The following is a 22,862-nucleotide window of genomic DNA, read 5'->3' as shown; positions in this document are numbered from 1 at the left end:
CAACGATTACTCACCCAATCACTGTAAAGCAAAAGCCTCCAGAGTGGCCGGCCACAAACGCAAACGCCCCGAAACAGTCGGGGCGTTTGTGGAGGGCTTCGGCGTCAGTTCACGCCAGCAGCGAGTTACTTGATGACAGGAGCAGGGCCTTCGGCCACACCCAGGTCATCTTCCGGACGGGTATCGGAGATACCGGTACCACCGGACGCCAGCTCGCTCTGCAGCTTGTCGGTGTCCAGCTCCTTGACCCACTTGGCGACAACGATAGTGGCAACGGCGTTACCGACCAGGTTGGTCAGGGCGCGCGCTTCGGACATGAAGCGGTCGATACCCAGGATCAGTGCCAGGCCGGCAACCGGCAGGTGGCCGACGGCCGACAGGGTGGCGGCCAGTACGATAAAGCCCGAACCGGTCACGCCCGCGGCGCCTTTGGAGGACAGCAACAGCACCAGCAGCAGGGTGATCTGGTGGGTGATATCCATGTGGGTGTCAGTCGCCTGGGCGATGAACACGGCAGCCATGGTCAGGTAGATCGAAGTACCGTCGAGGTTGAAGGAGTAGCCGGTCGGGATCACCAGGCCGACTACGGATTTCTTCGCGCCCAGGCGCTCCATCTTGATCAGCATGCGTGGCAGCGCGGATTCGGAAGAGGAAGTGCCCAGTACGATCAGCAGTTCTTCACGGATGTAGCGCACCAGCTTCAACACGCTGAAACCGTGGGCGCGGCAGATGGCACCCAACACCACCACCACGAACAGGACGCAGGTGATGTAGAAGCAGATCATCAGCTGACCCAGTTGCACCAGGGAACCTACACCGTAGGCACCGATGGTGAACGCCATGGCACCCAGGGCACCAATTGGCGCGAGCTTCATGATCATGTTGATGATGTTGAACATGACGTGGGCGAAGCGATCGATGAAGTCCAGCACCGGCTTGCCGTAGGCACCCAGGCGATGCAGGGCAAAACCGAAGATCACCGAGAACATCAGCACTTGCAGGATGTCACCGTTGGCAAAGGCGCCCACGATGGTGTTCGGAATCACATTGAGGATAAAGCCGACCACGCTCTGGTCTGCACCGGCAGTCACGTAGGCCGCGACTTTCGAGGCGTCCAGGGTAGCCACGTCGATGTGCATGCCGGCGCCCGGTTGCACAACGTTGACCACGACCAAGCCGATCAGCAGGGCGATGGTGGAAACGATTTCGAAGTACAGCAGCGCGTAGCCGCCGGTTTTGCCGACCGATTTCATGCTTTGCATGCCAGCGATACCGCTGACAACGGTGCAGAAGATGATCGGGGCGATGACCATTTTGATCAGCTTGATAAAGCCGTCACCCAGTGGCTTGAGCGCCACTCCGGTCTGCGGGTAGAAATGACCGAGCAAAATACCGATAACGATTGCAACGATCACCTGGAAATACAGGGATTTGTACAGTGGCTGACGAGTCGTCATTGCAAAGTTCCTCAATCGTCCCGTGTAGCAAATATCCGCCATTGCCCACGACACTTGAATTGCGAACCCTCCTGCACTGGAGGGATTTGTTGTTTGCGAGGCTGGTAGAACCAGGCCTGCGCTGCCATCTCCTATCGCAAACGCCGTGCCACTTTCTGCAAATCCGCTGAAGGCCTTTAGACATCAGGCCTGGGCGCGCTCAACCTTCCTTCACGCGCCCCGAACAAGTGGCGGGTTTCCGCCATGCGGCCAAATCCCGTCCTACAATTTGGCGGATATCCGCCTTGTCGCCTCACCCGGTGATGGCTAACATCCGCCACTCCATGGACGAGGCCCTCACATGCGTGAACGCACCATCGCCAGTCACTACGCCCGAGCGGCCCTGGTCGGTGCCCGTCGGGCGGGCTATGACTACTCGGCCCTGCTGCAACAGGTGGGCATTACCCCTGAGTTGCTGACCGAGCCCCGCGCCCGCATTGCGCCGGAACAATTTACCCGGCTGTTGCAGATGCTCTGGCTGGAGCTCGACGACGAGTACCTGGGGTTCGCTGAAGGTTCGAGTAAACGCGGCACCTTCGCCATGATGTGCCACGCGCTGATTCACTGCCGCACCCTGGAGAAGGCTCTGGAACGCGGTTTATTATTTTATAGCTTATTCCCACAGGGTCCGCGCTGGCATCTGACAAGAGAAGGCGACATGGCTCGTCTGAGCCTGGATGACTCGCAGCTGTGGGACCCGGATCACTTCCTGAGCGAATGCCTGCTGGTGATCTGGCATCGCCTGGGCAGTTGGTTGATCGGCCAGCGAATCCGGTTGCATCAGGCAACGTTCCACTACCCGATGCCGGCCCATGCCGGCGAGTATGATTTGCTCTTCCCCTGCCCTCAGGTATTCAACGCACCGAGCAGCAGCCTGGTATTCCCCTGCCGCTATTTGAGCCTTCCCTTGCTGCAGGACGAACGCACGCTCAAGCATTTTCTGCAGCGCTCGCCGGCAGACTTGCTGTCACGACCGGACGAAGGCGACAGCTTGAGCAGCAAGTTACGCCGCTTGTTAAGCCGTGACCGCACGCCTTGGCCGGACCTGGAGGCCGTGGCGCAGCACCTGCACATCAGCCCGCAGACCCTGCGCCGACACCTGCGCGAGGAAGGCACCAGTTTCCAGGCACTCAAAGATGAATTGCGGCGAGACATCGCCATTTATCACTTGGGGCGGGCCAATCTGTCGCTGCAGGAAATCGCCGAGCAGTTGGGGTTCTCCGAACCGTCGGCGTTTCATCGGGCGTTCAAGAAGTGGACGGGGCTCACGCCAGGCGCCTACCGGGCGCAGGAAAATTAAGGTGGCGCCAGTACTGACGCCATCGGGAGCAAGCCCCCTCCTACCCTTGAATGTGTTCACAAATCAAAATGTGGGAGGGGGCTTGCCCCCGATGAGGCCAGTTCGGCCACCAAAAAATCACACAGCCGGGAAGTGAATCTTGAACGCCGCGCCACCCAGCGCCGAATCACCCAAAGTCAGGCGTGCGCCGTAACTTTCGATAATGTCCTTGACCACCGCCAGCCCAATGCCCTGCCCCGGATGCTGACGGTCCAGCCGTTCGCCCCGTTGCAGAATCCGTGCGCGCTGATCCGGTGGCACACCGGGGCCATCGTCCTCGATACACAGCTCAGTGCCGGCAAGATTTTCTACCAGGCTGATACGCACTTCGCTCAGGCACAGGCGATAGGCGTTTTCCAGCAGGTTACCGAGCATTTCGAGCAGGGCGCCTTTCTCTATGGGCACATAACCCTCCTCCGGCAAGTCGAAGGACACGGTAACGCGCTTGTCGCGGTACACCTTGCCCAGTGTGTCGCAGAGGCTTTGCAGCACCGGCGCAAGATGCACCTGGTGGCGCACCAGGCCACTTTTGCGCAGGCTGGCACGTTGCAGCTGGTAGCCGATCTGCTGGCTCATACGTTCAATCTGCGATTGTAGAACCATGGCCTGGCCACGTTCTTCGGGACGCTGCGCCATGTCTTCACTCACGCCCTGCAATACCGCCAGCGGGGTTTTCAGGCTATGGGCGAGGTCGTCGAGGGAATCGCGGTAGCGGGTACGCTGCTCACGCTCGCTGTGCAGCAACCGATTGAGGGAGCCGGTGAGGCGCAACAGTTCGCGTGGGTGTTCTTCGGTGAGGCTTTCGCGCGTGCCACTTTCAATCTGGTCCAGCTCCTGGCTCAGGCGTCTCAGGGCTTGCAGCCCCCACGTCAAGCCCAGCCAGAGCAAGGTCAACAGCACCAGCAAGGCCGCGCCGAAGCCCAGGTAGAGGTTTTCCCGCAGCCCCTCAAGGGTCAGTTGATATTCGCGTACCGGTTGCAACGCGACGATGCTGAACGCGGCACTTTTGCCTCCCAGCAGCTTGACCTCGACGTCATACACGAAGAACTCCTGGCCACCGGCTTCGCGGATACGCGCAAATTCGTTGCCACGCCCATCGTAACGCGGCCGGTAGTTGATGTTTTCTTCCTGGGTTGCCCGCGACCGCCACACCAGATGGCCTTCGCGGTCATAGATATAGCCCAGCAGCCGGCTGTCGGTGAGGTTGAAACGCTCATCAGGCAACTGCGCGGGCATCAGCAAGCGGTTGTTTTCGACGCGTGCCGCAGAAATCAGGGTGGTCACATCCGACGCCAGGCGCTGCTCGATGGAATCCTGCAACGCCAAGCTGAAAGCGCCTTGCATGGCGGGCAACAAGCCCAACATAAACAGCACGGCCAGGGTCGCGGCCGCCAGCATCAAGCGCACACGTAGCGAGCGAATCAACGGCAGCGCTCATTGAACAGGTAACCCAAGCCGCGCACGGTATCGATCGGCTTGAACCCCGCCGGGCCTTCCAGCTTGCGACGCAGGCGGCCCACCAACACTTCGATAACGTTCGGATCACGCTCGTCATCATCGGGATAGAGCTGCTCCATCAGGCGATCCTTGGCGACCACCTGCTGATGGTGGCGCATCAAGTACTCGAGAATACGGTACTCATAAGCGGTCAACGCCAGGGGTTGCTCATCCAGGGAAGCTTGTTTGCGGTTGAGGTCCAGCAACAGCGGCCCCGCCACGATCGTGGACTGGGTGAAACCACTGGAGCGGCGCAACAGGGCATTCATGCGCGCCTCCAGTTCTTCGAACTGGAATGGCTTGACCACGTAGTCGTCGGCACCGGCGGCCAGGCCTTCGACCTTGTCCTGCCAGTTGCCCCGGGCCGTGAGGATCAGGATCGGGAAACTCTTGGCCTGGGTGCGCAATTGGCGGATCAGGTCCAGGCCGCCCATGCCGGGCAGGCCGAGGTCGATGATGGCCAGATCGTGATTGAACTGGCCAGTCTGGTACAAGGCTTCTTCGGCATTGGCCACGGCTTCGACCACATGCCCACTGTCGGTCAGGCGGGTCAACAGGTGATGACGCAACAGCGCCTCATCTTCCACCACCAGCAATTTCATAAGGCTCTCCAAGGCGATTCAACTGTCCGACAGAGGGATATCATAGCGGCCCTGCAGGTCTTGCGGGCGCAGTTTAATGCCATTGTATTGGCCCGTCAGGTGTTCGTAGCCGGTGCGGTAACCCGGCTGCGGGGCAGTCTGCCCCAGCGACTGGCCCCACGGCGCAGCCTGGCTGCCTGCGTCGTCGAAACTGACACGGTGGATCAGGTTGCCGGACTTCTTGGTTTTCTCGCCGCCGAACGCGGCAAAGGAGCCGTCCGCAGCCTGCACTCCGGCAGTGGCGCTGAGCATGGTTAAGGCCAACAGCAGCTGTTTGATCGCAGTCATGGGGTTACCTCTACGCGTTTGGCTATGGGTGCCAGACTACGCAGGCGCCCCTGAACTCCCCCTGAACGGGCTCTGAACCGCACCTGAACCGTTGCGGGCTATCCACTGGCGTGCCAACTGAAGCAAAATACCGCCCATGACGCCCCTACCCGCTTGCTGCACCCCGCTCGATGCACATTGGCCCCTACCCGAACCCTTGCCGGATACGGTGTTTCTCAGCACCCGCTTCGACCCCACCTTATTAAAAGCCGGCGACTTCCAGCGCAGTGCCGTGCCGCCACCGGCCAGCATCCAGCGCTCGGTGGCCAAGCGCCAGGCCGAGTTCCTTGCCGGCCGGCTGTGCGCGCGTACGGCGTTGCAACAACTGGATCAGCTCGATTGCGTCCCGGCCATCGGCGAAGACCGTGCGCCGGTGTGGCCAGGGCATATCAGCGGCTCCATCACCCACAGCACCGGACATGCCGCCGCCATCGTCGGGTACAAGGCGCAATGGCGTGGGCTGGGGATGGACCTGGAGAACCTGCTGAGCCTGGAGCGGGCCGAGCGCCTGGCCGGGGAAATTCTCACCGCCGATGAACTGCAACGCATGGCCGCCCTGCCGCGTGAGCAGATCGCCCGGTTGGTGACGCTGACGTTCTCGCTCAAGGAAAGCCTGTTCAAGGCGCTCTACCCGATTGTGCAGCAGCGTTTCTACTTTGAGCATGCCGAGGTGCTGGAGTGGTCCGACGCAGGCCATGTGCGCTTGCGCCTGCTGACGGACCTGTCGGCCGAGTGGTGCCATGGCAAGGTATTGGAGGGGCAGTATGCGGTGGATGGGGATCAGTTATTGAGCCTGGTGGCTATCGGCGCTTGATAGGGCGCTATCGGGAGCAAGCCCCCTCCCACAGGAGTCGCGGTTTCAGGATTTCTCCTGATCCCTGGGCCAACTCAGACTGAAGCATGCCCCGCCCAGGTTGTTGCTCTTGCTGATCAAGGCGCGCCCGCCGTGCCAATAGATGATCCGCCGTACGATCGATAGACCCAGGCCGTGCCCGCCCGAGGCCCGGGTGCGACTGTCATCCAGCCGCAGAAAGGGTGTGAAGATCCGCTCCCATGCACTTTCCGGCACGCCCGGGCCGTCATCTTCCACATCGATACGGCAGCGCACCTGCCCCACCTGATAGCTGATCAACACTCGGCCCTGGGCATGGCGCATGGCATTGCTCACCAGGTTCTGCAAAGCCCGATGCAGGTAACGCGGTTCGGCGTCGACCCAGGCGTCGTCCCAATGCGCCGAGGACAGGCAGGCCCCCCGACTCACGCTGATCTGCGGGCGCAGTGGCGACAATTCGCCGATGACCTGATCGAGCAACGCGCTGAGGTCGATCCGCTGGAAACTCAGTTGCGGCGCACCTTGCTCCAGGCGTGCATAGGTGAGCATTTCGTCCACCAGGCCATCGAGGTCCTGGATATCACTGTCCATTCCGTCCATGTACTTGCGCCGCGCCTCGGGGGTGGCGGCGTCACCGATCATCTCCAGGCCAAAGCGCAGGCGCGCCACCGGGGTACGTAGTTCGTGGGACACCGCGCGCACCAGTTCGCGCTGGATCGCCAGCAACTGCTGCAGATGCTCGGCCATGCCATTGAAGGCTGCCGCCAGACGCCCGACCGAGTCCGCCCCGCGGGCCGGCACACGCACCTCCAGGCTGCCTTTGGCAATACGCGTGGCCGCCGCTTCCAGCCCGCGCAGGCGCTGCTCGAGCTGGCGCACCAGGAAATACACGATCAAGCCGATCAGGGTCAGGCTGACCAACGCGATCAGGATCAGCCACTGCGCCGGGTAAGGGTTCATTTGATACAGCGGGCCGAGTTCCAGGACCCATGGCGTACCGACCATACCGGCGAACACGCGAATCGAATCACCGCCTTTACCCAGCGCCATCACCGTATCGCCTTCCGACACACGACGGCGCTGATCCTCATCCATATCAGCCTGATCGAGGGTCATCAGGTGCATTTCGAAGCCAAAGCCCTTGGCTTCCTTTAGGTCGGCCAAACGCTGCGGCTGCTCCGCCACCGGGTAACGCACCAGTTCATCGGCCAACAGGTAGATCGTTGCACGCGCCAGCTGCTCGCTGATCTGCTGCACTTCGCCGGTCAGCACCAACGACTCTTTCTCACTGACCAAACGCAGTACCCGCGCGGCATGCGGCCCGGTCTGCTGCACCAGGACCTGGCCGCGTTGCAGGCGATTGCGCTGGGCAAGGTCCAGCTGCGCATCGCTGAGGCTGCGCAGTTCCAGGGGGATGCCCAACAAACGCTCCCACACCGCCAGGGCACGCTGACGCTCGATGGCGCTCATGGGTTGCAGGTTGTCCCCCATCAACGCGAAGGTGCCGTGGGCCAGGCGCTCGCGGTATTGCCCGCTGCGCACCTCGTTGAGCAGGTGCAGCGCCAGCACGCTCAGCAGCGCCACCAGAATCAGCGCCGCACACATGCCGCCGTAGATGCGCAGGAAGATCGAGTTCACAGCGGCATATCGGCAGCGGCTTCGGGGACGAACAGGTAGCCTTTGCTGCGGATGGTCTTGATCAGCCGTGGGTGGATCGGGTCGTCGCCTATTTTCGGGCGAATACGCGAGATACGCACATCAATGGAGCGGTCCTGGCCGTCGTAGCCGATGCCGCGCAGGGCAATGAAGATTTCTTCGCGGGACAAGATACGCCCGGCATTCGCCACCAGCAGCCATAAAAGGTCGAACTCGGCACTGGTCAGTTCGATGCCGCCGTCATGCAGCCAGGCTTCGCGCAGGGCGTTGTCCACGACCAAGGGACCAAACTGCAAGCGACGCTGGTTCTCCACAACGCCGGCTTCCGTCGGCTCGCTGCGCCGCAGCAGGGCTTGAATGCGCGCCAGCAGCAAGCGTGGGCGCACGGGTTTGCACACATAGTCATCCGCCCCCAAGTCCAGTCCCTGCACCTGATCCATGTCATCGGTACGGGCGGTCAGCATCAGGATCACCCCGTCGTAGCGCGCACGCACCTTGCGACAGATACTCAAGCCGTCTTCGCCGGGCAGCATCAAGTCGAGGATCACCAGGTCCGGCTGTTCGTCGATAATACGCGCCGCAGCCCGGGCGCCATCGCCCTCCACCGACACCCGCAGGCCGTTGCTCTGCAGGTAATCACGGGTCAACTCGGCCAATCGCTCGTCGTCCTCGACAATCAGTATTTGCCAGGCCTCTTGCTCCACGGGTGATCCTCGTCGCGATAGAGAGTCGTTATGACAATGCGGCCGGATAGGGGAGCAAGCGTGTCTATCTCTCACATGCTTCTCCCACATGCTGATCTTCGCCGGCCACACCTTATTTGTAATGTTTAGAGGGCATAACAGAGGCCGATTGTAGCCACGGGCCTGCCCTTGCGCACAAGCCCGGAAATCCACTCGGTGATCGCATTTTTTTGTGATAGGGTTCGCGCCCTTCGAAAAAGGCTCGGTTGTTTTGCACCCGAAACATTTAATGACAAACGGTGCAATCCAGCAGTAACGCGGCCTACGCGGGCATTCGACCTTTCTTACACATTTTACTCACAACCTTATCCACAGGTTACTCCGTTGCTAACCCCTCAAAAACGCATTATCTTGTACCTCGAGGACAAACGAGACCCTACATGTAGGGTTTTCGAGCAAAGTGCCTAACCACACAAGTGGCTCGAAACTCAAGCGCTTTATTTGTTAGCGCGACGTGGAACCAACAGATTTTCAGTAGACCAAACCGCTCACGCGGATGGCATCTGTTCTCCATCCCCGACATGGAAAACGGTACGGGTGTTGCAGGAAAAAGCCTGGCACTCGCAATCAAATATAGAACGTGGAGACAACCCCCCATGCAAACCGACACAACTCGCGAGAACCCGCAAGGCTCCGTGCCGCAGGCCGCTGATTCAAACCTGGATCTGTCCGCCACTGCACCCGGCCAACTGCGTGTGATCAAGCGTAACGGCACTGTCGTTCCTTACACCGATGACAAAATCACCGTCGCCATCACCAAAGCGTTTCTTGCAGTTGAAGGCGGCACCGCTGCTGCCTCGTCGCGCATCCACGATACCGTTGCCCGCCTGACCGAACAGGTCACCGCGACTTTCAAACGTCGCATGCCTTCGGGCGGCACCATCCACATCGAAGAAATCCAGGACCAGGTCGAGCTGGCCCTGATGCGTGCCGGCGAGCAGAAAGTCGCTCGCGACTACGTGATCTACCGTGACTCGCGCGCCAAGGAACGTGCCGTGCGCTCCCCCGCTGAAGAAGCTGCGGTGCAAGCTCACCCGTCGATCCGCATCACCCTGGCCGACGGTTCGTTTGCACCGTTGGACCTGGGCCGCCTGAACACCATCATCACCGAAGCCTGTGAAGGCCTGGAAGAAGTCGACGGCGACCTGATCCAGCGCGAAACCCTGAAGAACCTGTACGACGGCGTGGCCCTGACCGACGTCAACACCGCCCTGGTGATGACCGCCCGTACCCTGGTCGAGCGTGAGCCGAACTACTCGTTTGTGACCGCGCGCCTGCTGATGGACACCCTGCGCGCCGAAGGCCTGGGCTTCCTGGGCGTGGCCGACAGTGCCACCCACCACGAGATGGCCGACCTGTACGCCAAGGCCCTGCCGGCCTACATCGCCAAGGGTATCGAATTCGAATTGCTGAACCCGGTCCTGGCCTCCTTCGACCTGGAAAAACTCGGCAAGGCGATCAATCACGAGCGTGACCAGCAGTTCACCTACTTGGGCCTGCAAACCCTGTACGACCGTTACTTCATCCACAAGGACGGTGTGCGCTTCGAACTGCCGCAAGTGTTCTTCATGCGCGTGGCCATGGGCCTGGCGATCGAAGAGAAGCACAAAGAAGACCGTGCGATCGAGTTCTACAACCTGCTGTCGTCGTTCGACTATATGTCGTCGACACCGACCCTGTTCAACGCCGGTACCCTGCGTCCACAGCTGTCCAGCTGCTACCTGACCACCGTGCCGGATGACCTGTCGGGCATCTACCACGCGATCCACGACAACGCCATGCTGTCCAAATTCGCTGGCGGCCTGGGTAACGACTGGACGCCGGTGCGCGCACTGGGTTCGTACATCAAGGGCACCAACGGCAAGTCCCAGGGCGTCGTACCGTTCCTGAAAGTCGTGAACGACACCGCCGTCGCGGTCAACCAGGGTGGCAAGCGCAAAGGCGCTGTGTGTGCCTACCTGGAAACCTGGCACATGGACATTGAAGAGTTCATCGAGCTGCGCAAGAACACCGGTGATGACCGTCGTCGTACCCACGACATGAACACGGCCAACTGGATCCCTGACCTGTTCATGAAGCGCGTCTTCGATGACGGCAAATGGACCCTGTTCTCGCCATCCGAAGTACCGGACCTGCACGACCTGACCGGCAAAGCCTTCGAAGAGCGCTACGAGTACTACGAAGCCCTCACCGAGTACCCAGGCAAGGTCAAGCTGTTCAAGACCATCCAGGCCAAAGACCTGTGGCGCAAAATGCTGTCGATGCTGTTCGAAACCGGCCACCCATGGCTGACGTTCAAGGACCCATGCAACCTGCGCAGCCCGCAGCAGCACGTCGGCGTGGTCCACAGTTCGAACCTGTGCACCGAGATCACCTTGAACACCAACAAGGACGAGATCGCCGTTTGCAACCTGGGCTCGATCAACCTGCCGAACCACATCGTCAACGGCAAGCTGGATACCGCCAAGCTGGAACGTACCGTCAACACTGCCGTTCGCATGCTCGATAACGTTATCGACATCAACTACTACTCGGTACCACAGGCGCAGAACTCCAACTTCAAGCACCGTCCAGTGGGCCTGGGCATCATGGGCTTCCAGGACGCGCTGTACCTGCAGCACATTCCGTACGGTTCGGATGCCGCGGTCGAGTTCGCCGACAAGTCCATGGAAGCGGTCAGCTACTACGCGATCCAGGCGTCCTGCGACCTGGCCGACGAGCGCGGTGCCTACGAGACGTTCCAGGGTTCGCTGTGGTCCAAGGGCATCCTGCCGCTGGACTCGCAACAGATCCTGATCGAAGCCCGTGGCCAGAAGTACATCGACGTTGACCTGAAAGAAACCCTGGACTGGGCACCGGTACGTGCTCGTGTACAGAAAGGCATTCGTAACTCCAACATCATGGCCATCGCACCGACCGCCACCATCGCCAACATCACCGGCGTGTCGCAGTCGATCGAACCGACCTACCAGAACCTGTATGTGAAATCGAACCTGTCGGGCGAATTCACCGTGATCAACCCGTACTTGGTTCGCGACCTCAAGGCCCGCGGCCTGTGGGACTCGGTCATGATCAACGACCTGAAGTACTACGACGGCTCCGTGCAGCAGATCGAGCGCATCCCGCAAGAACTCAAAGAGCTCTACGCGACGGCCTTCGAAGTGGACACCAAGTGGATCGTTGACGCCGCCAGCCGTCGTCAGAAGTGGATCGACCAGGCGCAGTCGCTGAACCTGTACATCGCCGGTGCATCGGGCAAGAAGCTGGACGTGACCTACCGCATGGCTTGGTACCGTGGCCTGAAAACCACTTACTACCTCCGTGCCCTGGCCGCGACCAGCACCGAGAAGTCGACCATCAACACCGGTAAGCTGAACGCTGTTTCCAGCGGTAACCACGGTGATGATTCGGTTCTCGCAGCGCCAGCCGGCCCGGCCCCCGTGCCAAAGGCCTGCGCGATCGACGAGCCGGATTGCGAAGCTTGCCAATAAGCTGAACCGGTCCCGGGCTTGAACAGCCGGGATTGAAAACCCCCAGATAGACCCTGGCTGCAATGGGGTTTATCGGGGGTTTTCTTTTCGGGGGTTTTCTTTAGTCAAACAGGCCGCTTAGAACAAGACGGTCGCCAGCCCCGACCTGGGTGCTCCACCTCGCTCACCCCATAGCTCGACCCGGCCATTGATCACGGCCATCGAGTGACCGTTGTACTCCACCGTGCCCACCTTGCTGCTTCTCAAGTCCGAGTCAGTTGCCGGCCGGTAACGTCCTTTGAGCCCCAAACGATCCAAACCTTCCCGGCTGTCTTCCCCGTTGTTCAAGCTGTTCAATGCAGCCCGGTAACTACGTCCGGCAGTGCCATCGTTGTTTTCCATTTGAGCCCGCTTTGCGCTCACGGCATACATGAAGTTTGCGTCGGTCATCATTTGCGGGTCATCCCCCCTGAAGCGTGCCTCCCGCGCTGCAAGCTGCAACTCGCCCTTGGACAAATGCAGTTTGAAACCATCGCGCATGGTCACGTCATAACCGTCGCCATTTTCCTTGACCTCTTTGTACACATCGGTGGGCTTCTGGCCGTACTGCATCATCGCCGCCTTTATCGCGGAAACCGTGATGCAATTGCCGTCCGGCCCCTGACTGAACCCACTCCAGATGTTGTCCGGTTTCTTCCCCGGATTACTGTAGTCCGGCTTGTAGTTGAAATGTTTCGCCCCTTCGGTAATGGGCTTGTTGCTCATGGATTCACTGGGGCCGAAATCGCTTCTAGGCACGCCAGGACCACGACCACCACTGCCTGGCGACACCGGTGGTGGGCTGGGCGAGGCATCATCCGCATCCGGAAACCATTCCTTCAACAGTCGCTTGAGAAACTCACGAAACGGCGCGGAAGCCTCTGTGATCAGTTCGTCAATCAGCGCCTTGAATTTCTCGTCGCCCAGCTTCTCGCGCAGGGCATTGAGTTTGTCGCGCACGTCCCGGGCCGTCTGGGACTTGGAACCTTGCTCGGCGTCAAACAGCTCGTTGAGCAGCTTCTTGATCGCACCCGCTTCATCAACAGGCGCGACAGGTGCCGACGGCGCTGGCACTACACCCAGCGTGGAACCCACGCGCCCATATTCGAACCCCACTACACCTGAATTCCACATTCCCAAGCCTCTCCATTGAGTCACAGGCCTACTCAGTGGCGATTCAGGACTCAGGCGTTCCACAGCATTCCTTTACTCCTCAGCGGGTGTTTTCCCACGCAAAAAAAAGCCCCTCATACGAGGGGCCTTCAGACTGCATGCCAACCCAGATGCATCAGGTCATCTGGATAATGGTTTGCATGATCGTGCTCTGGGTGGAGATGGTCTTGGCGTTCGCCTGATAGTTGCTCTGGGCCTTGATCAGGTCCACCAGCTCGTTGGTCAGGTTGACGTTGGAGCTCTCCAGGGATTTGGACACGATCGAACCCAGGGTACCGGCTTGTGGGTTGTCATAACCCGGCTGGCCCGAGGCGAAGGTCTCTTTCCAGGTGGTGCCGCCGGCCGGCTGCAGGCCTTGCTCGTTGTTGAAGCTGGCCAAAGAGAGCTGGCCGATCGCCTTGCTCTGCTGGTTGCTGAATGTTGCGAACAGCACGCCGCTACCATCAATGTTCAAGCCGGTAATCTGGCCGGTGGCGTAACCATCGGTGACCGGTGGGTTACGGTAGGTGGCCGAGTTGTACTGGGTGATGTTAGCCATGTTGATGGCAATGCCGGTCGGGTTGGCCGTCGCACCGTTTGGCGTCCACACACCATTGGTCACGGTACCTGGGGTCCAGTTGGAAATGGTCAGCGTAGTGCTGGACGCGCCACCGGTAACGATCCCGGTGAGTTTGCCGGCGCCGTCAAAGCTCAAGGTCGAAGCAACCGGCGGTGTGGAGCCCGTGCCCGTCGGCGCCGTACCATCCGGGTTACGGCCATCGATCAGGGAATAGGATTTCCAGGTATTGCCACCGGTCTTGACCAGGTACTGCACCATCGAATGGGCGTTGCCCTGATTATCATACAAGGTGGTGTTGTATTGGGTCGTGAAGGTTTCGGACTTGGTGGGATCGAACGGTGTGGCCGTCTGGTCGATCACCGGCGACGATGAGTTCAGGTTGCTTTGGGAGTCCACTTTGGTGGAGGCCTTGGGCGGCAGGTTCGACAGGTTCAATTGCAAGTCGGTCAGGGCGCCCTTGATAATGTTGCCATTGGCATCCGCCGCGTAGCCCTGCAAGCGCGAAGTACCTGTGTTGTTGACGATGAAACCGTCTTTATCCGAGTGGAAGGAACCGTTACGGGTGTACTCCAGCGACCCGTCACTGCCCTTTTGGACGAAGAAGCCACCGCCCTGGATCGCCATATCCAACAGGCCGCCGCTGCCGACGACATCACCCTGGGTGAATTGCTGGGACACGGCTGCCAGGCTCACACCGCTGCCGACACTGTTCTGGCCAGTACCCAGCTTGGAGGCCGCGTAAATGTCCGCGAATTCTGCACGCGACGTTTTGAAGCCGGTGGTCGCAACGTTGGCGATGTTGTTACCGGTCACGTCCAGCTGTTTGTTGGCCGCATAGAGGCCGCTAAGGCCGATATTAAAAGACATGTTTCTCTCCCTCTGCCGTATTTAGCCGGCTCTATGTACCGATAGTCTGAATTTGCGACAGCTTGACGCTGCCCATGCCACCTGCAAGGTTGAGCAGCATCTCGCCGCCGGTCTTGCTCAATGTCACGCTGGTCACCGTGGCGGGCAGCGAAGTCAACAGGGCAGCAGAGTCGCCCTTGTCATTCTTGTAGGTGGCGTTAAAGGTGTAGGTGCCCGTTGGAGCGACTTCACCCTTGTCGTTCTTGCCGTCCCAGATAAAGCTGCTATTACCGGCACTCTGGGCGCCCATATCGATGGTGCGCACCACGTTCCCATCCTTGTCGGTGATCTTGACGGAGACGTTACCCGTCGCTGCCGTCACCGCCACCGAGCCGGTCATGCTCTTGCTGGTATCGACCAACGCTTTGTCGGTCTGGGTGATGATCGAGCGCCCGACCAACGACGAGGCTTGCAGCGCCTGCGACGAGCTGAAGTTGCTGGAGATCGCATTCACCGAGTCATTCAGGGTGTTGATGCCTTCCAGGCTGCTGAACTGGGCCAGTTGCGCCACGAACGCGCCGTTATCCTGGGGCGACAGCGGGTTCTGGTTTTTCAGTTGGGTCACCAGCAGTTGCATGAACGCATCCTTGCCCAGTGCCTGGTTACCCGTGGCGGCCTTGGCAGCGTTATTGAGACTGCTGTTGTCTGTCGCCGTCTTGACCTTGGTATTGAACAGGTCCTGAACCGGCGTGTTGGCTGGATTAGTGGTATCAACAATGGCCATTATTTGGCGCCCCTTATCACTGACCCAGGGTCAGGACCTTCTGCATCATGGTTTTGGCGGTGTTCATCATTTCCGCATTGGTCTGGAACGAGCGGCTGGCGGAGATCATGTCAGCCATTTCCTCGACCACGTTGACGTTGGGGTAGTACACGTAGCCCTTTTCGTTCGCAGCAGGGTGGTTGGGCTCGTAGCGGGCCTCAAGGTTGCTCTGGTCTTCGACCACACCCAACACCTGCACGCCGGAGCCTGCGGCATCCTGATTCTGGAACAGCGAATCGCTGCCGTTGCCCTGGCCACCTTGGAACATGGTGGCGAACACCGGGTGACGGGCGCGGTAGGTCTGGTCGATGCTCGAAGACACGGTCTCGGCGTTGGCGATGTTACTGGCGACGGTGTTCAAACGCGTGGTCTGCGCGCTCATGCCACTGCCGGCAATATTGAAAACACTGGACAGGGACATGGCTTACTCTCCACGCAGGGCTGACATCAGCCCTTTGAATTTACTGTTGAGCAGGGTGAAGCTGGCCTGAAAGTTCACCGAGTTCTCGGCATAGGCCGATTGCTCCAGCTGGGCGTCGACGGTGTTTTGGTCGATCGACGGTTGCATCGGCGTGCGATACAACAACGCCTCGTCACCACTGCTCAGGCCTTGTGCTTCGATATGCCGGCTATTGGTCATATTCAAGGCAAAGGTGCCGTTCTTGGTCTTGTCCTGCTGCGCCGCGAGCACAGCGGAGAAATCCAGATCCCGAGCCTTGTAGTTCGGGGTGTCGGCGTTGGTAATGTTGTTGGCCAGGACTTCGGCACGCTGGGCGCGGAAGCCTAGGGCTTGTTCGTGAATACCGAGCGCTTTATCGAAGCTGATGCTCATGGCGGAAACCTTTAGGCTGACCTGCTTTTCGTATCTGGGTTATAGCAAGGCTCATGCCAATTCTTCGAAGGCCCGTATTTCAAGGGTTTGCTGGATGCTGTTAAGCGGCAATGCCAGAAAAGCGGCAATGGACTTCCGCGTGAAGCCAGTAAAGCGGCAATGCAAGTTGCCGCTTTGAGGCGAAAAAAATGGGAGGCCTGTGTGGGGCCTCCCATTTTTTGTTCAAGGGTGCATCACTTCGCCTGGTAGATGATCCCAGGGCTGCATTGCACCATCTGGTAATGATCCGGCAAACCGTTCAACGCTTCTGAAGCCCCCAGGAACAGGTAGCCGCCACGCTTGAGGGTGCCGTGGATGCGCAACAGGATGTCTTTCTTCACTTCGGCCGAGAAATAGATCAGCACGTTGCGGCAAAACACCATGTCAAACTTGCCCAGACTGGCATAGCTGTCGAGCAGGTTGAACGAGCGAAACTCCACGCGATTCTTGATCGGCGCCTTGACCGCCCATCGCCCTGCCCCTTTAGGCTCAAAGTAACGCTGCAGGCGCTCCTGGGAAAGCCCACGCCCCAGAGCAAGGCTGTCGTATTCGCCGGTCTTGCAATTGGTCAGCATGGTGCCGGACAAGTCGGTGGCAACAATTTGTGCCCCCGCCTTCAACTGGCCCATGTTGGTTCGCTCAAACTCATCGATAGACATCGAGATCGAATACGGTTCCTGCCCCGAAGAGCAAGCCGCCGACCAGATGCGCAGGCGCTGGCCCGGGCTGGCCTTGATGGCCTCCGGCAGCACTTTGCTCTTGAGCACCTCAAAGGGGTAGGTGTCGCGAAACCATAGGGTCTCGTTGGTGGTCATCGCATCGACCACCATTTCCTTGAGCCCACTGCGCGGCTGTCCCTGGATGCGCTGAACCAACTCGCCCAGCGACTTGATACCCTGCTGCTCCATCAGCTTGTTGAGACGGCTGGATACCAGGTACTGCTTGTTTTCACCGAGCAATATGCCACAGGCCTTTTCCAGGAAGACCCGGAACTGTTCGAAATCCAAATTACCCGTAGACAATGATACCGCCTCTTAAATCGTGTGATCGCCAGGGAAATCCCCTAGCCGTGATCTGCAGCCTTGATCCGGTCGACTACCCGGGATGCCAGGTCATCAGGGCGGAATTTGGCCAGGAAGTCATCAGCGCCGACCTTCTTGACCATTGCCTGATTGAATACACCCGACAATGAAGTATGCAGGATGATATGCAATTTTTGCATGCGTGGGTCGCTGCGTATTTCGGCCGTGAGGGTATAACCATCCATTTCCGGCATCTCGATGTCGGAAATCATCATCAAGAACTCCTCTTCCGGCTTCTTGCCCTCATCGACCAGGTTACGCAGGTAATCCAGCGCCTGGCGACCATCATTAAGAGCCACCACGTCCACGCCAACGGTTTGCAGGCAACGCGTGACCTGCTTGCGAGCGACCGAGGAGTCATCCACGGTCAGTACGCGCAGGGATACCGCCTTGTGCGCGGTTTCCGCGTCGACCACGCCTACCGAGATAGACTCCGAGGTCGGCGCCACTTCGGCGAGGATCTTCTCCACGTCGATGATTTCCACCAACTGGTTATCAACCCGCGTCACCGCCGTGAGGTAGTGATCGCGCCCAGTGCCCTTGGGTGGCGGATGGATCTCTTCCCAGTTCATGTTGACGATACGTTCCACCGAGCGCACCAGGAAACCCTGGGTCTTGGTGTTGTACTCCGTGATGATCACGAACGGGCTTCCGCGGTCCTGCAAACCGGCGGAACCTGTGGCCAGTGCCAGGTCAAGAATCGGGATGGTCGCACCACGGATGTTGGCTACACCACACACCACAGGGCTGGATTTGGGCATGATCGTCAATTTGGGACACTGCAACACTTCCCGAACTTTAAACACGTTGATGCCATATAGCTGGCTGCCGTCCAGGCGAAAAAGCAACAACTCCAGGCGATTCTGCCCTACCAGCTGTGTACGCTGGTTTACTGAATCCATTACACCTGCCATGCCTGCACTCCTACGCTAAAACCTTGGGCCATACCTACAAGGCGGCGCGCGCCCTAACACGAAACGGCACGAGCTTTGCTATTTATTGGCCATGGACATTAAAACGACAGTTTCCCGACACCCCCGCCCTCGCTACCGCAGACTGCTCTGCGCCACGATGGTTTTGCTTGCCTTGACGGCAGGCGCTACGGCCCGTGCCGACAACGTCACATTGCCTGATCTACTTATCGGCGTCACTCAGGGCTTTCTTGAGTTCACTGTAGAAGATTATCTGACAACCACACAAACGCCGGGACGCTACGAGATCCAAGTCAACCAGTTAGACCCTCGCCTGCGCATGCCAATGTGCGACAAGGAATTGACTGCCACCTTGGAAAGCCCTGCCCAGCCTATTGGTCGCGTCACGGTCAAAGTCCGTTGTGAAGGCGCTTCGCCCTGGACGGTGTTCGTGCCCGCTCAAGTCAAATTGTTCCGCGATGTCGTGGTGGTGACGCGCCCGCTGAAGCGCACCGGCATCATCGGTTTCGAAGATGTTGCCCTGCGCGAACGTGATATCAGCCAGATCAACCAGGGCTATCTCACATCGGTGGACCAAGCCATCGGGCAGAAATTGACCCGACCAATGGTTACCGATCAAGTCATCACGCTGGTCCATCTGGAACAGGCCGAGGTGATTCGCAAGGGGGATCAGGTGGTGATTTCCGCCAGTAGCGGCGCATTGACAGTAAAAATGCCGGGGGAGGCATTGTCCAACGGCGGTATGAGCGAACAGATTCGCGTCAAGAATCTCAACTCCAACCGTGTGATCAAGGCGCAGGTGACCGCACCGGGACAAGTCGAGGTGGCGTTATAGAGTTCACTGGCATAGGACGCTGGCTTTTCCTACACTGTGGGCTGAACATCCGCGCATTCAGGTTTATTCTCAATCGCGCCTAAAGTTTATCCGGGTATGGCCGAAAACATGGCAAGCGTCCAAATACCCAGAGGTTTTTTAACATGGTCATTGATTTCAGTCGTTTGAATAACGCCCCGGCTTTGCCCGGTTCTACGCGCACCGGTGGTGCCAAGGACAGTGTAGAAGCCAAGTCCCAGCCTACGCCTACCAAGGCAGAACCGGCCGGTGTCAGCCAGAGCGGGGAATCGGTACACCTGAGCAATGAGGCTCAACAGTTGCAGAAGGTCACTGACTCGCTGCGCGATCAACCGGTTGTCAATAAAGCCCGTGTGGCCGAGTTGAAACAGGCTATCGCCGATGGCAGCTATAAAGTCGACAGCAACCGTGTAGCCAGCAAGCTGCTTAACTTCGAAGCCGAGCGCTAGGCAAAGGCCTGCGCTGGGCTTTTGGACGCTTAAAACCCAAGGCCAGCCATGCACCACGACGAACATTTGCTCCAACTGATCATTGATGATCTGGCGCCGACGCAACATTTGCTCGAGTTGCTCAAAGAAGAATCCCTGGCCCTGTATGGCCGGGATATGCGTTTGCTGGAAGAAATCCTGGCACGCAAACAGTCGCTGATTGTGCTGCTTGAACAACACGGCAAGAAGCGCAGCGAAATTCTCATCAGCCTGGGCCTGCCGGCTGATCACGACGGCCTTGCCCAACTGGCCAGCCATTCCTCGGTCGGTGATCAACTACTGACCCAGAGTAGCGCGCTCAATCAATTGCTCGCCCAGTGCCAGGAAGCCAACCTGCTCAACGGTCAGTCGATCCAGCTTCAGCAAGCCACGACCGCCAACCAGTTGCGCATACTCCACGGCGGAGAACCTCCGGCCCTCTACAACGCCCAAGGCTCGACCTCGCGCCTGGTCAAACCAAGCACCCGCAGCCAAGCCTGACGCCGGTTCACCGCGCGCCTATCCAAGGCACGCTACATACTGGCAAAATGCCCCCTCTTGCGTGTAGTCGTATTTTGTCTGGAGATGGAAGAACCGTGTTCAACGCCCTTAATGCGGAAGATGCCCCGCAGCCACCAAAGGTCCTCACCACGCCTCTGGAAATCGCCAGTACTTTGCGAATGCTGCAGGAAAGCCATGATCCACTGATCATCACTTTCCACGAGCGCAGCCAGCGCTTTCAAAGCTATCTGGTAGACGTTGACCGGGACAGCAAGACGCTGGCCTTGGACGAAATGATTCCCCGCGATGGCGAACGCTACCTCGAGAACGGCGAGTCCTTCCGCATTGAAGGCTTTCATGAGGGTGTGCGGGTGGCCTGGGAAAGCAACGGTACGCTGGCCATCAGCGAGAAAGGTGGTCACCGCATTTACACCGGCAGCATACCTGGCGAAGTGGTCTACCATCAGCGACGCAATGCCTTCCGTGCTGCGTTGAAGCTGGCACAGCTGGTGAACATCGAGCTGGGCGGCGAAAAGCTCAAGGCCCCCATCAGTGGCAAGCTACTGGATATTTCCGCTACCGGCTGCAAGCTGCGCTTTGAAGGCGACATATCCGAGCGCCTGCAACTGGGTCAGGTGTATGACCGCTTTATCGCTGCCCTGCCCTTTGGCAGCATGAGCACGTCCGTCGAACTGCGTTATCTGCACTTCGAAGACAAGATCAATACCACTTTCGCCGGCGTGCGCTTTCATAACATGAGCGGCCTGGTGCAGCGCCAGGTAGAACGGTTTGTGTATCAGCTGCAGCGTGAAGCGCGACGCTTCGACAAGGATGACGATTTTTAAGGCGTGAAACTCGCGTCAAAAAACGGGCAGATCCTGATGGGATCTGCCCGTTTTTATATTCAGGGGCGTGCCTTGCTCAGGTCATGAGGATGATTATCCGGGTCTGGATGCTCAGGTGGAGTATCCAGTGCATCCCCCTCGGTCGGTGCTTGCGGATTAGCGTCGGCCCCAGGCTCAGCTACGGTGGTTTGCATCTGCTCCTGCACCACCGCCTCATCGACACGAGGATCGAGCGCAGCCACCAAGGGTGAACTGGACATGCTGTCGGGCATCGCTACGTGGTGCAGCGGAGCATCATCAACCTGATGCAGGTTAGTCACGGCTTTCGGACGGATACGCCAGACCAGAATCAGCGCGCACAGGCTGAAAAACGCGTACAGCATATGGCTGCCAAACAACTTCATCACCACGCCCGCCAACAGCGGCCCGACACTGGCGCCGATGCCGTAGGTCACCAGCAGCATAGCAGTCAGCGATACCCGACGGTCCCCTTCGACATGGTCATTGGAAAACGCCACGGCCAGCGGGTAAAGACAGAACTGCACCAACGAACACAGGAAACCCGCGACAAACAGCACCTCCAATGGCACCTGGGTCAGGATCGCCAGGGGCAGAGCTGCCACTGCCAGGCACAAAGCGAAACAGCGAATCAATAATGCGCGGTCATAACGATCAGACAACCAACCCAACGGCCACTGCACCACCAAACCTGCAAAAATGCAGCACCCCATGAACACACCGACCTGTTCAGTCGTCAACCCCTGCTGGGACGCGTACAGCGGGGCCAAACCGTAAAAGGAGCCCACAATCAGCCCGGCCCCCAGCACCGTACTCAACGACTGCGGCACACGCTTGATAAAGAATCGCGGTTCCATCGGTGCCGGATGTAGCGGCGCAGGGTGAATGCGTCGAGTCATGGCCACCGGCACCAGGCACAAGGCAAAACAGACCGCTACCAACATCAACAGCTCCAGGCCAAGCTGAGGATGCAACACGAGAATCAACTGGCCTAATACCAGGCCCAGATAGGAGGCGATCATATAGCCACTGAACACTAAGCCGCGCTGCTTGGCGTCTGCCTGCTCGTTCAGCCAACTTTCGATAACCATGTACTGACACATCATCCCCAGGCCTACGATCATCCGCAGCACGATCCAGGCCGGCAACCAGTTGACCAGCCCGTGACCCAGTACGGCGGCCCCGACAATTCCGGCACAAGTGGCATACGCACGGATGTGTCCGACGCGGGCGATCAGGCGATGCCCGATCTTGCCACCCAGCACCAGGCCAAAATAGTTGGCCGCCATCAATGCCCCCACCCACAAGCTGTCAACATGGTCTGCTGCCAGGCGTAATGCCAGGTAAGTACTGAGCAGGCCGGAGCCGATCAGCATCATCAAGGAAGCGAAATAAAGGGCTCGAAAAGATTTCCAGATCTGGCGCATCGGCGTTCCGAGCGGCTCCTTGTAGTGAGTGACAGGGTTATCGGCATGATAGTCCTGGGTGACTGTGTCCGGACAGGCGATATGAGCTGTTTCCGGGGATTATTTTGCTAAACACTCAGACGCCGCATCGCAGTCTGAAAGGTACACAACGATAGCGATATATACGCGGCGCACTATCTGATCGCAGCCCAGCCGCCAAAACCTGGTGAGGTATTTGGGCTCTGTGGGTACAGCCGTAGAAGCGGCCAGACTCGATACAGGTTGAATGTGGACAACTGCCGGAAGTTTTCGATCGCCCAAAACAAAACCCCATCTGCTTTCGCAAATGGGGTTTCGGAATTTAATCTTGACGATGACCTACTCTCACATGGGGAAACCCCACACTACCATCGGCGATGCATCGTTTCACTGCTGAGTTCGGGATG

Annotated in this window: 21 protein-coding genes and 1 rRNA gene; 7 read left to right on the top strand and 15 right to left on the bottom strand. The window is 59.0% G+C overall.

Translation table 11 applies throughout. The features are described 5' to 3' along the window. Positions 1–125 precede the first annotated feature (125 nt). Positions 126–1,457: a dicarboxylate/amino acid:cation symporter gene (locus JBE38_RS00105; protein WP_060756317.1), complete on the bottom strand. Its 1,332-nt coding sequence runs from the start codon at positions 1,455–1,457 to the stop codon at positions 126–128. A 340-nt stretch (positions 1,458–1,797) separates the two neighbouring features. Here JBE38_RS00105 and JBE38_RS00100 point away from each other — a divergent pair, with 340 nt between their 5' ends. After that, complete coding sequence (locus JBE38_RS00100) at positions 1,798–2,796, top strand: AraC family transcriptional regulator (protein WP_205343303.1); 999 nt, start codon at positions 1,798–1,800, stop codon at positions 2,794–2,796. A 117-nt stretch (positions 2,797–2,913) separates the two neighbouring features. Here the strand turns inward: JBE38_RS00100 and JBE38_RS00095 are convergent, their stop codons facing one another. Genes JBE38_RS00095 through JBE38_RS00085 form a run of 3 tightly spaced genes read right to left on the bottom strand, consistent with a single transcriptional unit; the run spans position 2,914 to position 5,261 of the window. Then, entirely contained in the window at positions 2,914–4,260 is a 1,347-nt protein-coding gene (locus JBE38_RS00095) for an ATP-binding protein (RefSeq protein WP_205343302.1), read from the bottom strand. Then, positions 4,257–4,934, bottom strand: coding sequence for a response regulator transcription factor (locus tag JBE38_RS00090; protein WP_060756320.1), 678 nt, complete (start codon positions 4,932–4,934; stop codon positions 4,257–4,259). Before JBE38_RS00090 ends, JBE38_RS00095 begins: the two co-directional genes overlap by 4 nt. Before the next feature lie 18 nt (positions 4,935–4,952). Then, positions 4,953–5,261: a hypothetical protein gene (locus JBE38_RS00085; protein WP_060756321.1), complete on the bottom strand. Its 309-nt coding sequence runs from the start codon at positions 5,259–5,261 to the stop codon at positions 4,953–4,955. 136 nt (positions 5,262–5,397) lie between these two features. Here JBE38_RS00085 and JBE38_RS00080 point away from each other — a divergent pair, with 136 nt between their 5' ends. Next, the gene (locus JBE38_RS00080) at positions 5,398–6,114 is read left to right on the top strand and encodes a 4'-phosphopantetheinyl transferase family protein (protein ID WP_205343301.1); all 717 of its coding nucleotides are present in this window, start codon (positions 5,398–5,400) and stop codon (positions 6,112–6,114) included. A 45-nt stretch (positions 6,115–6,159) separates the two neighbouring features. On the opposite strand, the gene JBE38_RS00075 is transcribed toward JBE38_RS00080, so the two are convergent. Both JBE38_RS00075 and JBE38_RS00070 read right to left on the bottom strand, forming a co-directional pair. Then, on the bottom strand, positions 6,160–7,770 hold the full coding sequence (locus JBE38_RS00075) for an ATP-binding protein (RefSeq protein ID WP_060756323.1): 1,611 nt from the start codon (positions 7,768–7,770) through the stop codon (positions 6,160–6,162). Continuing rightward, positions 7,767–8,492 carry a response regulator gene (locus JBE38_RS00070; RefSeq protein ID WP_090369081.1) on the bottom strand — a complete coding sequence of 242 codons (726 nt, stop codon included), beginning with the start codon at positions 8,490–8,492 and terminating at the stop codon, positions 7,767–7,769. The genes JBE38_RS00075 and JBE38_RS00070 overlap by 4 nt, the downstream gene beginning before the upstream one ends. A gap of 635 nt (positions 8,493–9,127) precedes the next feature. Here JBE38_RS00070 and JBE38_RS00065 point away from each other — a divergent pair. Continuing rightward, complete coding sequence (locus JBE38_RS00065) at positions 9,128–12,022, top strand: ribonucleoside-diphosphate reductase subunit alpha (RefSeq protein WP_090369079.1); 2,895 nt, start codon at positions 9,128–9,130, stop codon at positions 12,020–12,022. 117 nt (positions 12,023–12,139) lie between these two features. Here the strand turns inward: JBE38_RS00065 and JBE38_RS00060 are convergent, their stop codons facing one another. The 7 genes from JBE38_RS00060 to JBE38_RS00030 all read right to left on the bottom strand — a co-directional run bounded on the left by JBE38_RS00060 (position 12,140) and on the right by JBE38_RS00030 (position 18,308). Beyond that, a complete protein-coding gene (locus JBE38_RS00060; protein WP_240202378.1) occupies positions 12,140–13,174 on the bottom strand; it encodes a hypothetical protein in 1,035 nt (344 codons plus the stop codon). A 154-nt stretch (positions 13,175–13,328) separates the two neighbouring features. Next, positions 13,329–14,639 carry a flagellar hook protein FlgE gene (gene flgE, locus JBE38_RS00055; protein WP_090369077.1) on the bottom strand — a complete coding sequence of 437 codons (1,311 nt, stop codon included), beginning with the start codon at positions 14,637–14,639 and terminating at the stop codon, positions 13,329–13,331. Between the two features lie 31 nt (positions 14,640–14,670). Beyond that, a complete protein-coding gene (gene flgD / locus JBE38_RS00050; protein WP_060756327.1) occupies positions 14,671–15,402 on the bottom strand; it encodes a flagellar hook assembly protein FlgD in 732 nt (243 codons plus the stop codon). Positions 15,403–15,418: 16 nt separating this feature from the next. After that, the gene (gene flgC / locus JBE38_RS00045) at positions 15,419–15,862 is read right to left on the bottom strand and encodes a flagellar basal body rod protein FlgC (RefSeq protein WP_060756328.1); all 444 of its coding nucleotides are present in this window, start codon (positions 15,860–15,862) and stop codon (positions 15,419–15,421) included. Positions 15,863–15,865: 3 nt separating this feature from the next. Further along, the gene (gene flgB, locus JBE38_RS00040) at positions 15,866–16,273 is read right to left on the bottom strand and encodes a flagellar basal body rod protein FlgB (protein WP_060756329.1); all 408 of its coding nucleotides are present in this window, start codon (positions 16,271–16,273) and stop codon (positions 15,866–15,868) included. 233 nt (positions 16,274–16,506) lie between these two features. Then, positions 16,507–17,334, bottom strand: coding sequence for a protein-glutamate O-methyltransferase CheR (gene cheR, locus JBE38_RS00035; protein WP_060756330.1), 828 nt, complete (start codon positions 17,332–17,334; stop codon positions 16,507–16,509). A gap of 41 nt (positions 17,335–17,375) precedes the next feature. Then, positions 17,376–18,308, bottom strand: coding sequence for a chemotaxis protein CheV (locus JBE38_RS00030; RefSeq protein WP_161549523.1), 933 nt, complete (start codon positions 18,306–18,308; stop codon positions 17,376–17,378). A 91-nt stretch (positions 18,309–18,399) separates the two neighbouring features. Here JBE38_RS00030 and flgA point away from each other — a divergent pair, with 91 nt between their 5' ends. The 4 genes from flgA (at position 18,400) to JBE38_RS00010 (ending at position 20,992) form a co-directional block, all read left to right on the top strand. Beyond that, positions 18,400–19,161, top strand: coding sequence for a flagellar basal body P-ring formation chaperone FlgA (gene flgA / locus JBE38_RS00025; RefSeq protein WP_205343300.1), 762 nt, complete (start codon positions 18,400–18,402; stop codon positions 19,159–19,161). 143 nt (positions 19,162–19,304) lie between these two features. Continuing rightward, positions 19,305–19,628 carry a flagellar biosynthesis anti-sigma factor FlgM gene (gene flgM / locus JBE38_RS00020; protein ID WP_060756333.1) on the top strand — a complete coding sequence of 108 codons (324 nt, stop codon included), beginning with the start codon at positions 19,305–19,307 and terminating at the stop codon, positions 19,626–19,628. Between the two features lie 48 nt (positions 19,629–19,676). Continuing rightward, positions 19,677–20,147 (top strand): flagellar protein FlgN, encoded by a 471-nt coding sequence (locus JBE38_RS00015; RefSeq protein ID WP_060756334.1) that lies wholly within the window; start codon positions 19,677–19,679, stop codon positions 20,145–20,147. A 95-nt stretch (positions 20,148–20,242) separates the two neighbouring features. After that, positions 20,243–20,992 carry a flagellar brake protein gene (locus tag JBE38_RS00010; RefSeq protein ID WP_205343299.1) on the top strand — a complete coding sequence of 250 codons (750 nt, stop codon included), beginning with the start codon at positions 20,243–20,245 and terminating at the stop codon, positions 20,990–20,992. A gap of 59 nt (positions 20,993–21,051) precedes the next feature. Here JBE38_RS00010 and JBE38_RS00005 read toward each other — a convergent pair whose 3' ends face one another. Together JBE38_RS00005 and rrf are read right to left on the bottom strand one after the other, a co-directional pair. Next, positions 21,052–22,437 (bottom strand): MFS transporter, encoded by a 1,386-nt coding sequence (locus JBE38_RS00005; RefSeq protein ID WP_060756336.1) that lies wholly within the window; start codon positions 22,435–22,437, stop codon positions 21,052–21,054. Positions 22,438–22,781: 344 nt separating this feature from the next. Then, a 5S ribosomal RNA gene (rrf, locus tag JBE38_RS27900) occupies positions 22,782–22,862 on the bottom strand; the annotation flags it as partial.

This window comes from Pseudomonas sp. ICBG1301, assembly GCF_016918385.1.
Lineage (GTDB): Bacteria > Pseudomonadota > Gammaproteobacteria > Pseudomonadales > Pseudomonadaceae > Aquipseudomonas > Aquipseudomonas palleroniana.
The sequence above is the reverse complement of the archived record's forward strand: the minus strand, read 5'-3'. Positions and strand labels throughout refer to the sequence as shown.

What these genes read in the sequence shown, in the direction of transcription:
- JBE38_RS00030 (WP_161549523.1), bottom strand. Translation starts at nt 18,308, where the DNA reads ATGGCAGGTGTAATGGATTCAGTAAACCAGCGTACACAGCTGGTAGGG.
- flgM (WP_060756333.1), top strand. Translation starts at nt 19,305, where the DNA reads ATGGTCATTGATTTCAGTCGTTTGAATAACGCCCCGGCTTTGCCCGGT.
- JBE38_RS00090 (WP_060756320.1), bottom strand. Translation starts at nt 4,934, where the DNA reads ATGAAATTGCTGGTGGTGGAAGATGAGGCGCTGTTGCGTCATCACCTG.
- JBE38_RS00065 (WP_090369079.1), top strand. Translation starts at nt 9,128, where the DNA reads ATGCAAACCGACACAACTCGCGAGAACCCGCAAGGCTCCGTGCCGCAG.
- JBE38_RS00105 (WP_060756317.1), bottom strand. Translation starts at nt 1,457, where the DNA reads ATGACGACTCGTCAGCCACTGTACAAATCCCTGTATTTCCAGGTGATC.
- JBE38_RS00060 (WP_240202378.1), bottom strand. Translation starts at nt 13,174, where the DNA reads ATGTGGAATTCAGGTGTAGTGGGGTTCGAATATGGGCGCGTGGGTTCC.
- flgD (WP_060756327.1), bottom strand. Translation starts at nt 15,402, where the DNA reads ATGGCCATTGTTGATACCACTAATCCAGCCAACACGCCGGTTCAGGAC.
- flgB (WP_060756329.1), bottom strand. Translation starts at nt 16,273, where the DNA reads ATGAGCATCAGCTTCGATAAAGCGCTCGGTATTCACGAACAAGCCCTA.
- JBE38_RS00085 (WP_060756321.1), bottom strand. Translation starts at nt 5,261, where the DNA reads ATGACTGCGATCAAACAGCTGCTGTTGGCCTTAACCATGCTCAGCGCC.
- flgC (WP_060756328.1), bottom strand. Translation starts at nt 15,862, where the DNA reads ATGTCCCTGTCCAGTGTTTTCAATATTGCCGGCAGTGGCATGAGCGCG.
- flgA (WP_205343300.1), top strand. Translation starts at nt 18,400, where the DNA reads ATGGACATTAAAACGACAGTTTCCCGACACCCCCGCCCTCGCTACCGC.
- flgE (WP_090369077.1), bottom strand. Translation starts at nt 14,639, where the DNA reads ATGTCTTTTAATATCGGCCTTAGCGGCCTCTATGCGGCCAACAAACAG.
- JBE38_RS00005 (WP_060756336.1), bottom strand. Translation starts at nt 22,437, where the DNA reads ATGCGCCAGATCTGGAAATCTTTTCGAGCCCTTTATTTCGCTTCCTTG.
- JBE38_RS00015 (WP_060756334.1), top strand. Translation starts at nt 19,677, where the DNA reads ATGCACCACGACGAACATTTGCTCCAACTGATCATTGATGATCTGGCG.
- JBE38_RS00100 (WP_205343303.1), top strand. Translation starts at nt 1,798, where the DNA reads ATGCGTGAACGCACCATCGCCAGTCACTACGCCCGAGCGGCCCTGGTC.
- JBE38_RS00080 (WP_205343301.1), top strand. Translation starts at nt 5,398, where the DNA reads ATGACGCCCCTACCCGCTTGCTGCACCCCGCTCGATGCACATTGGCCC.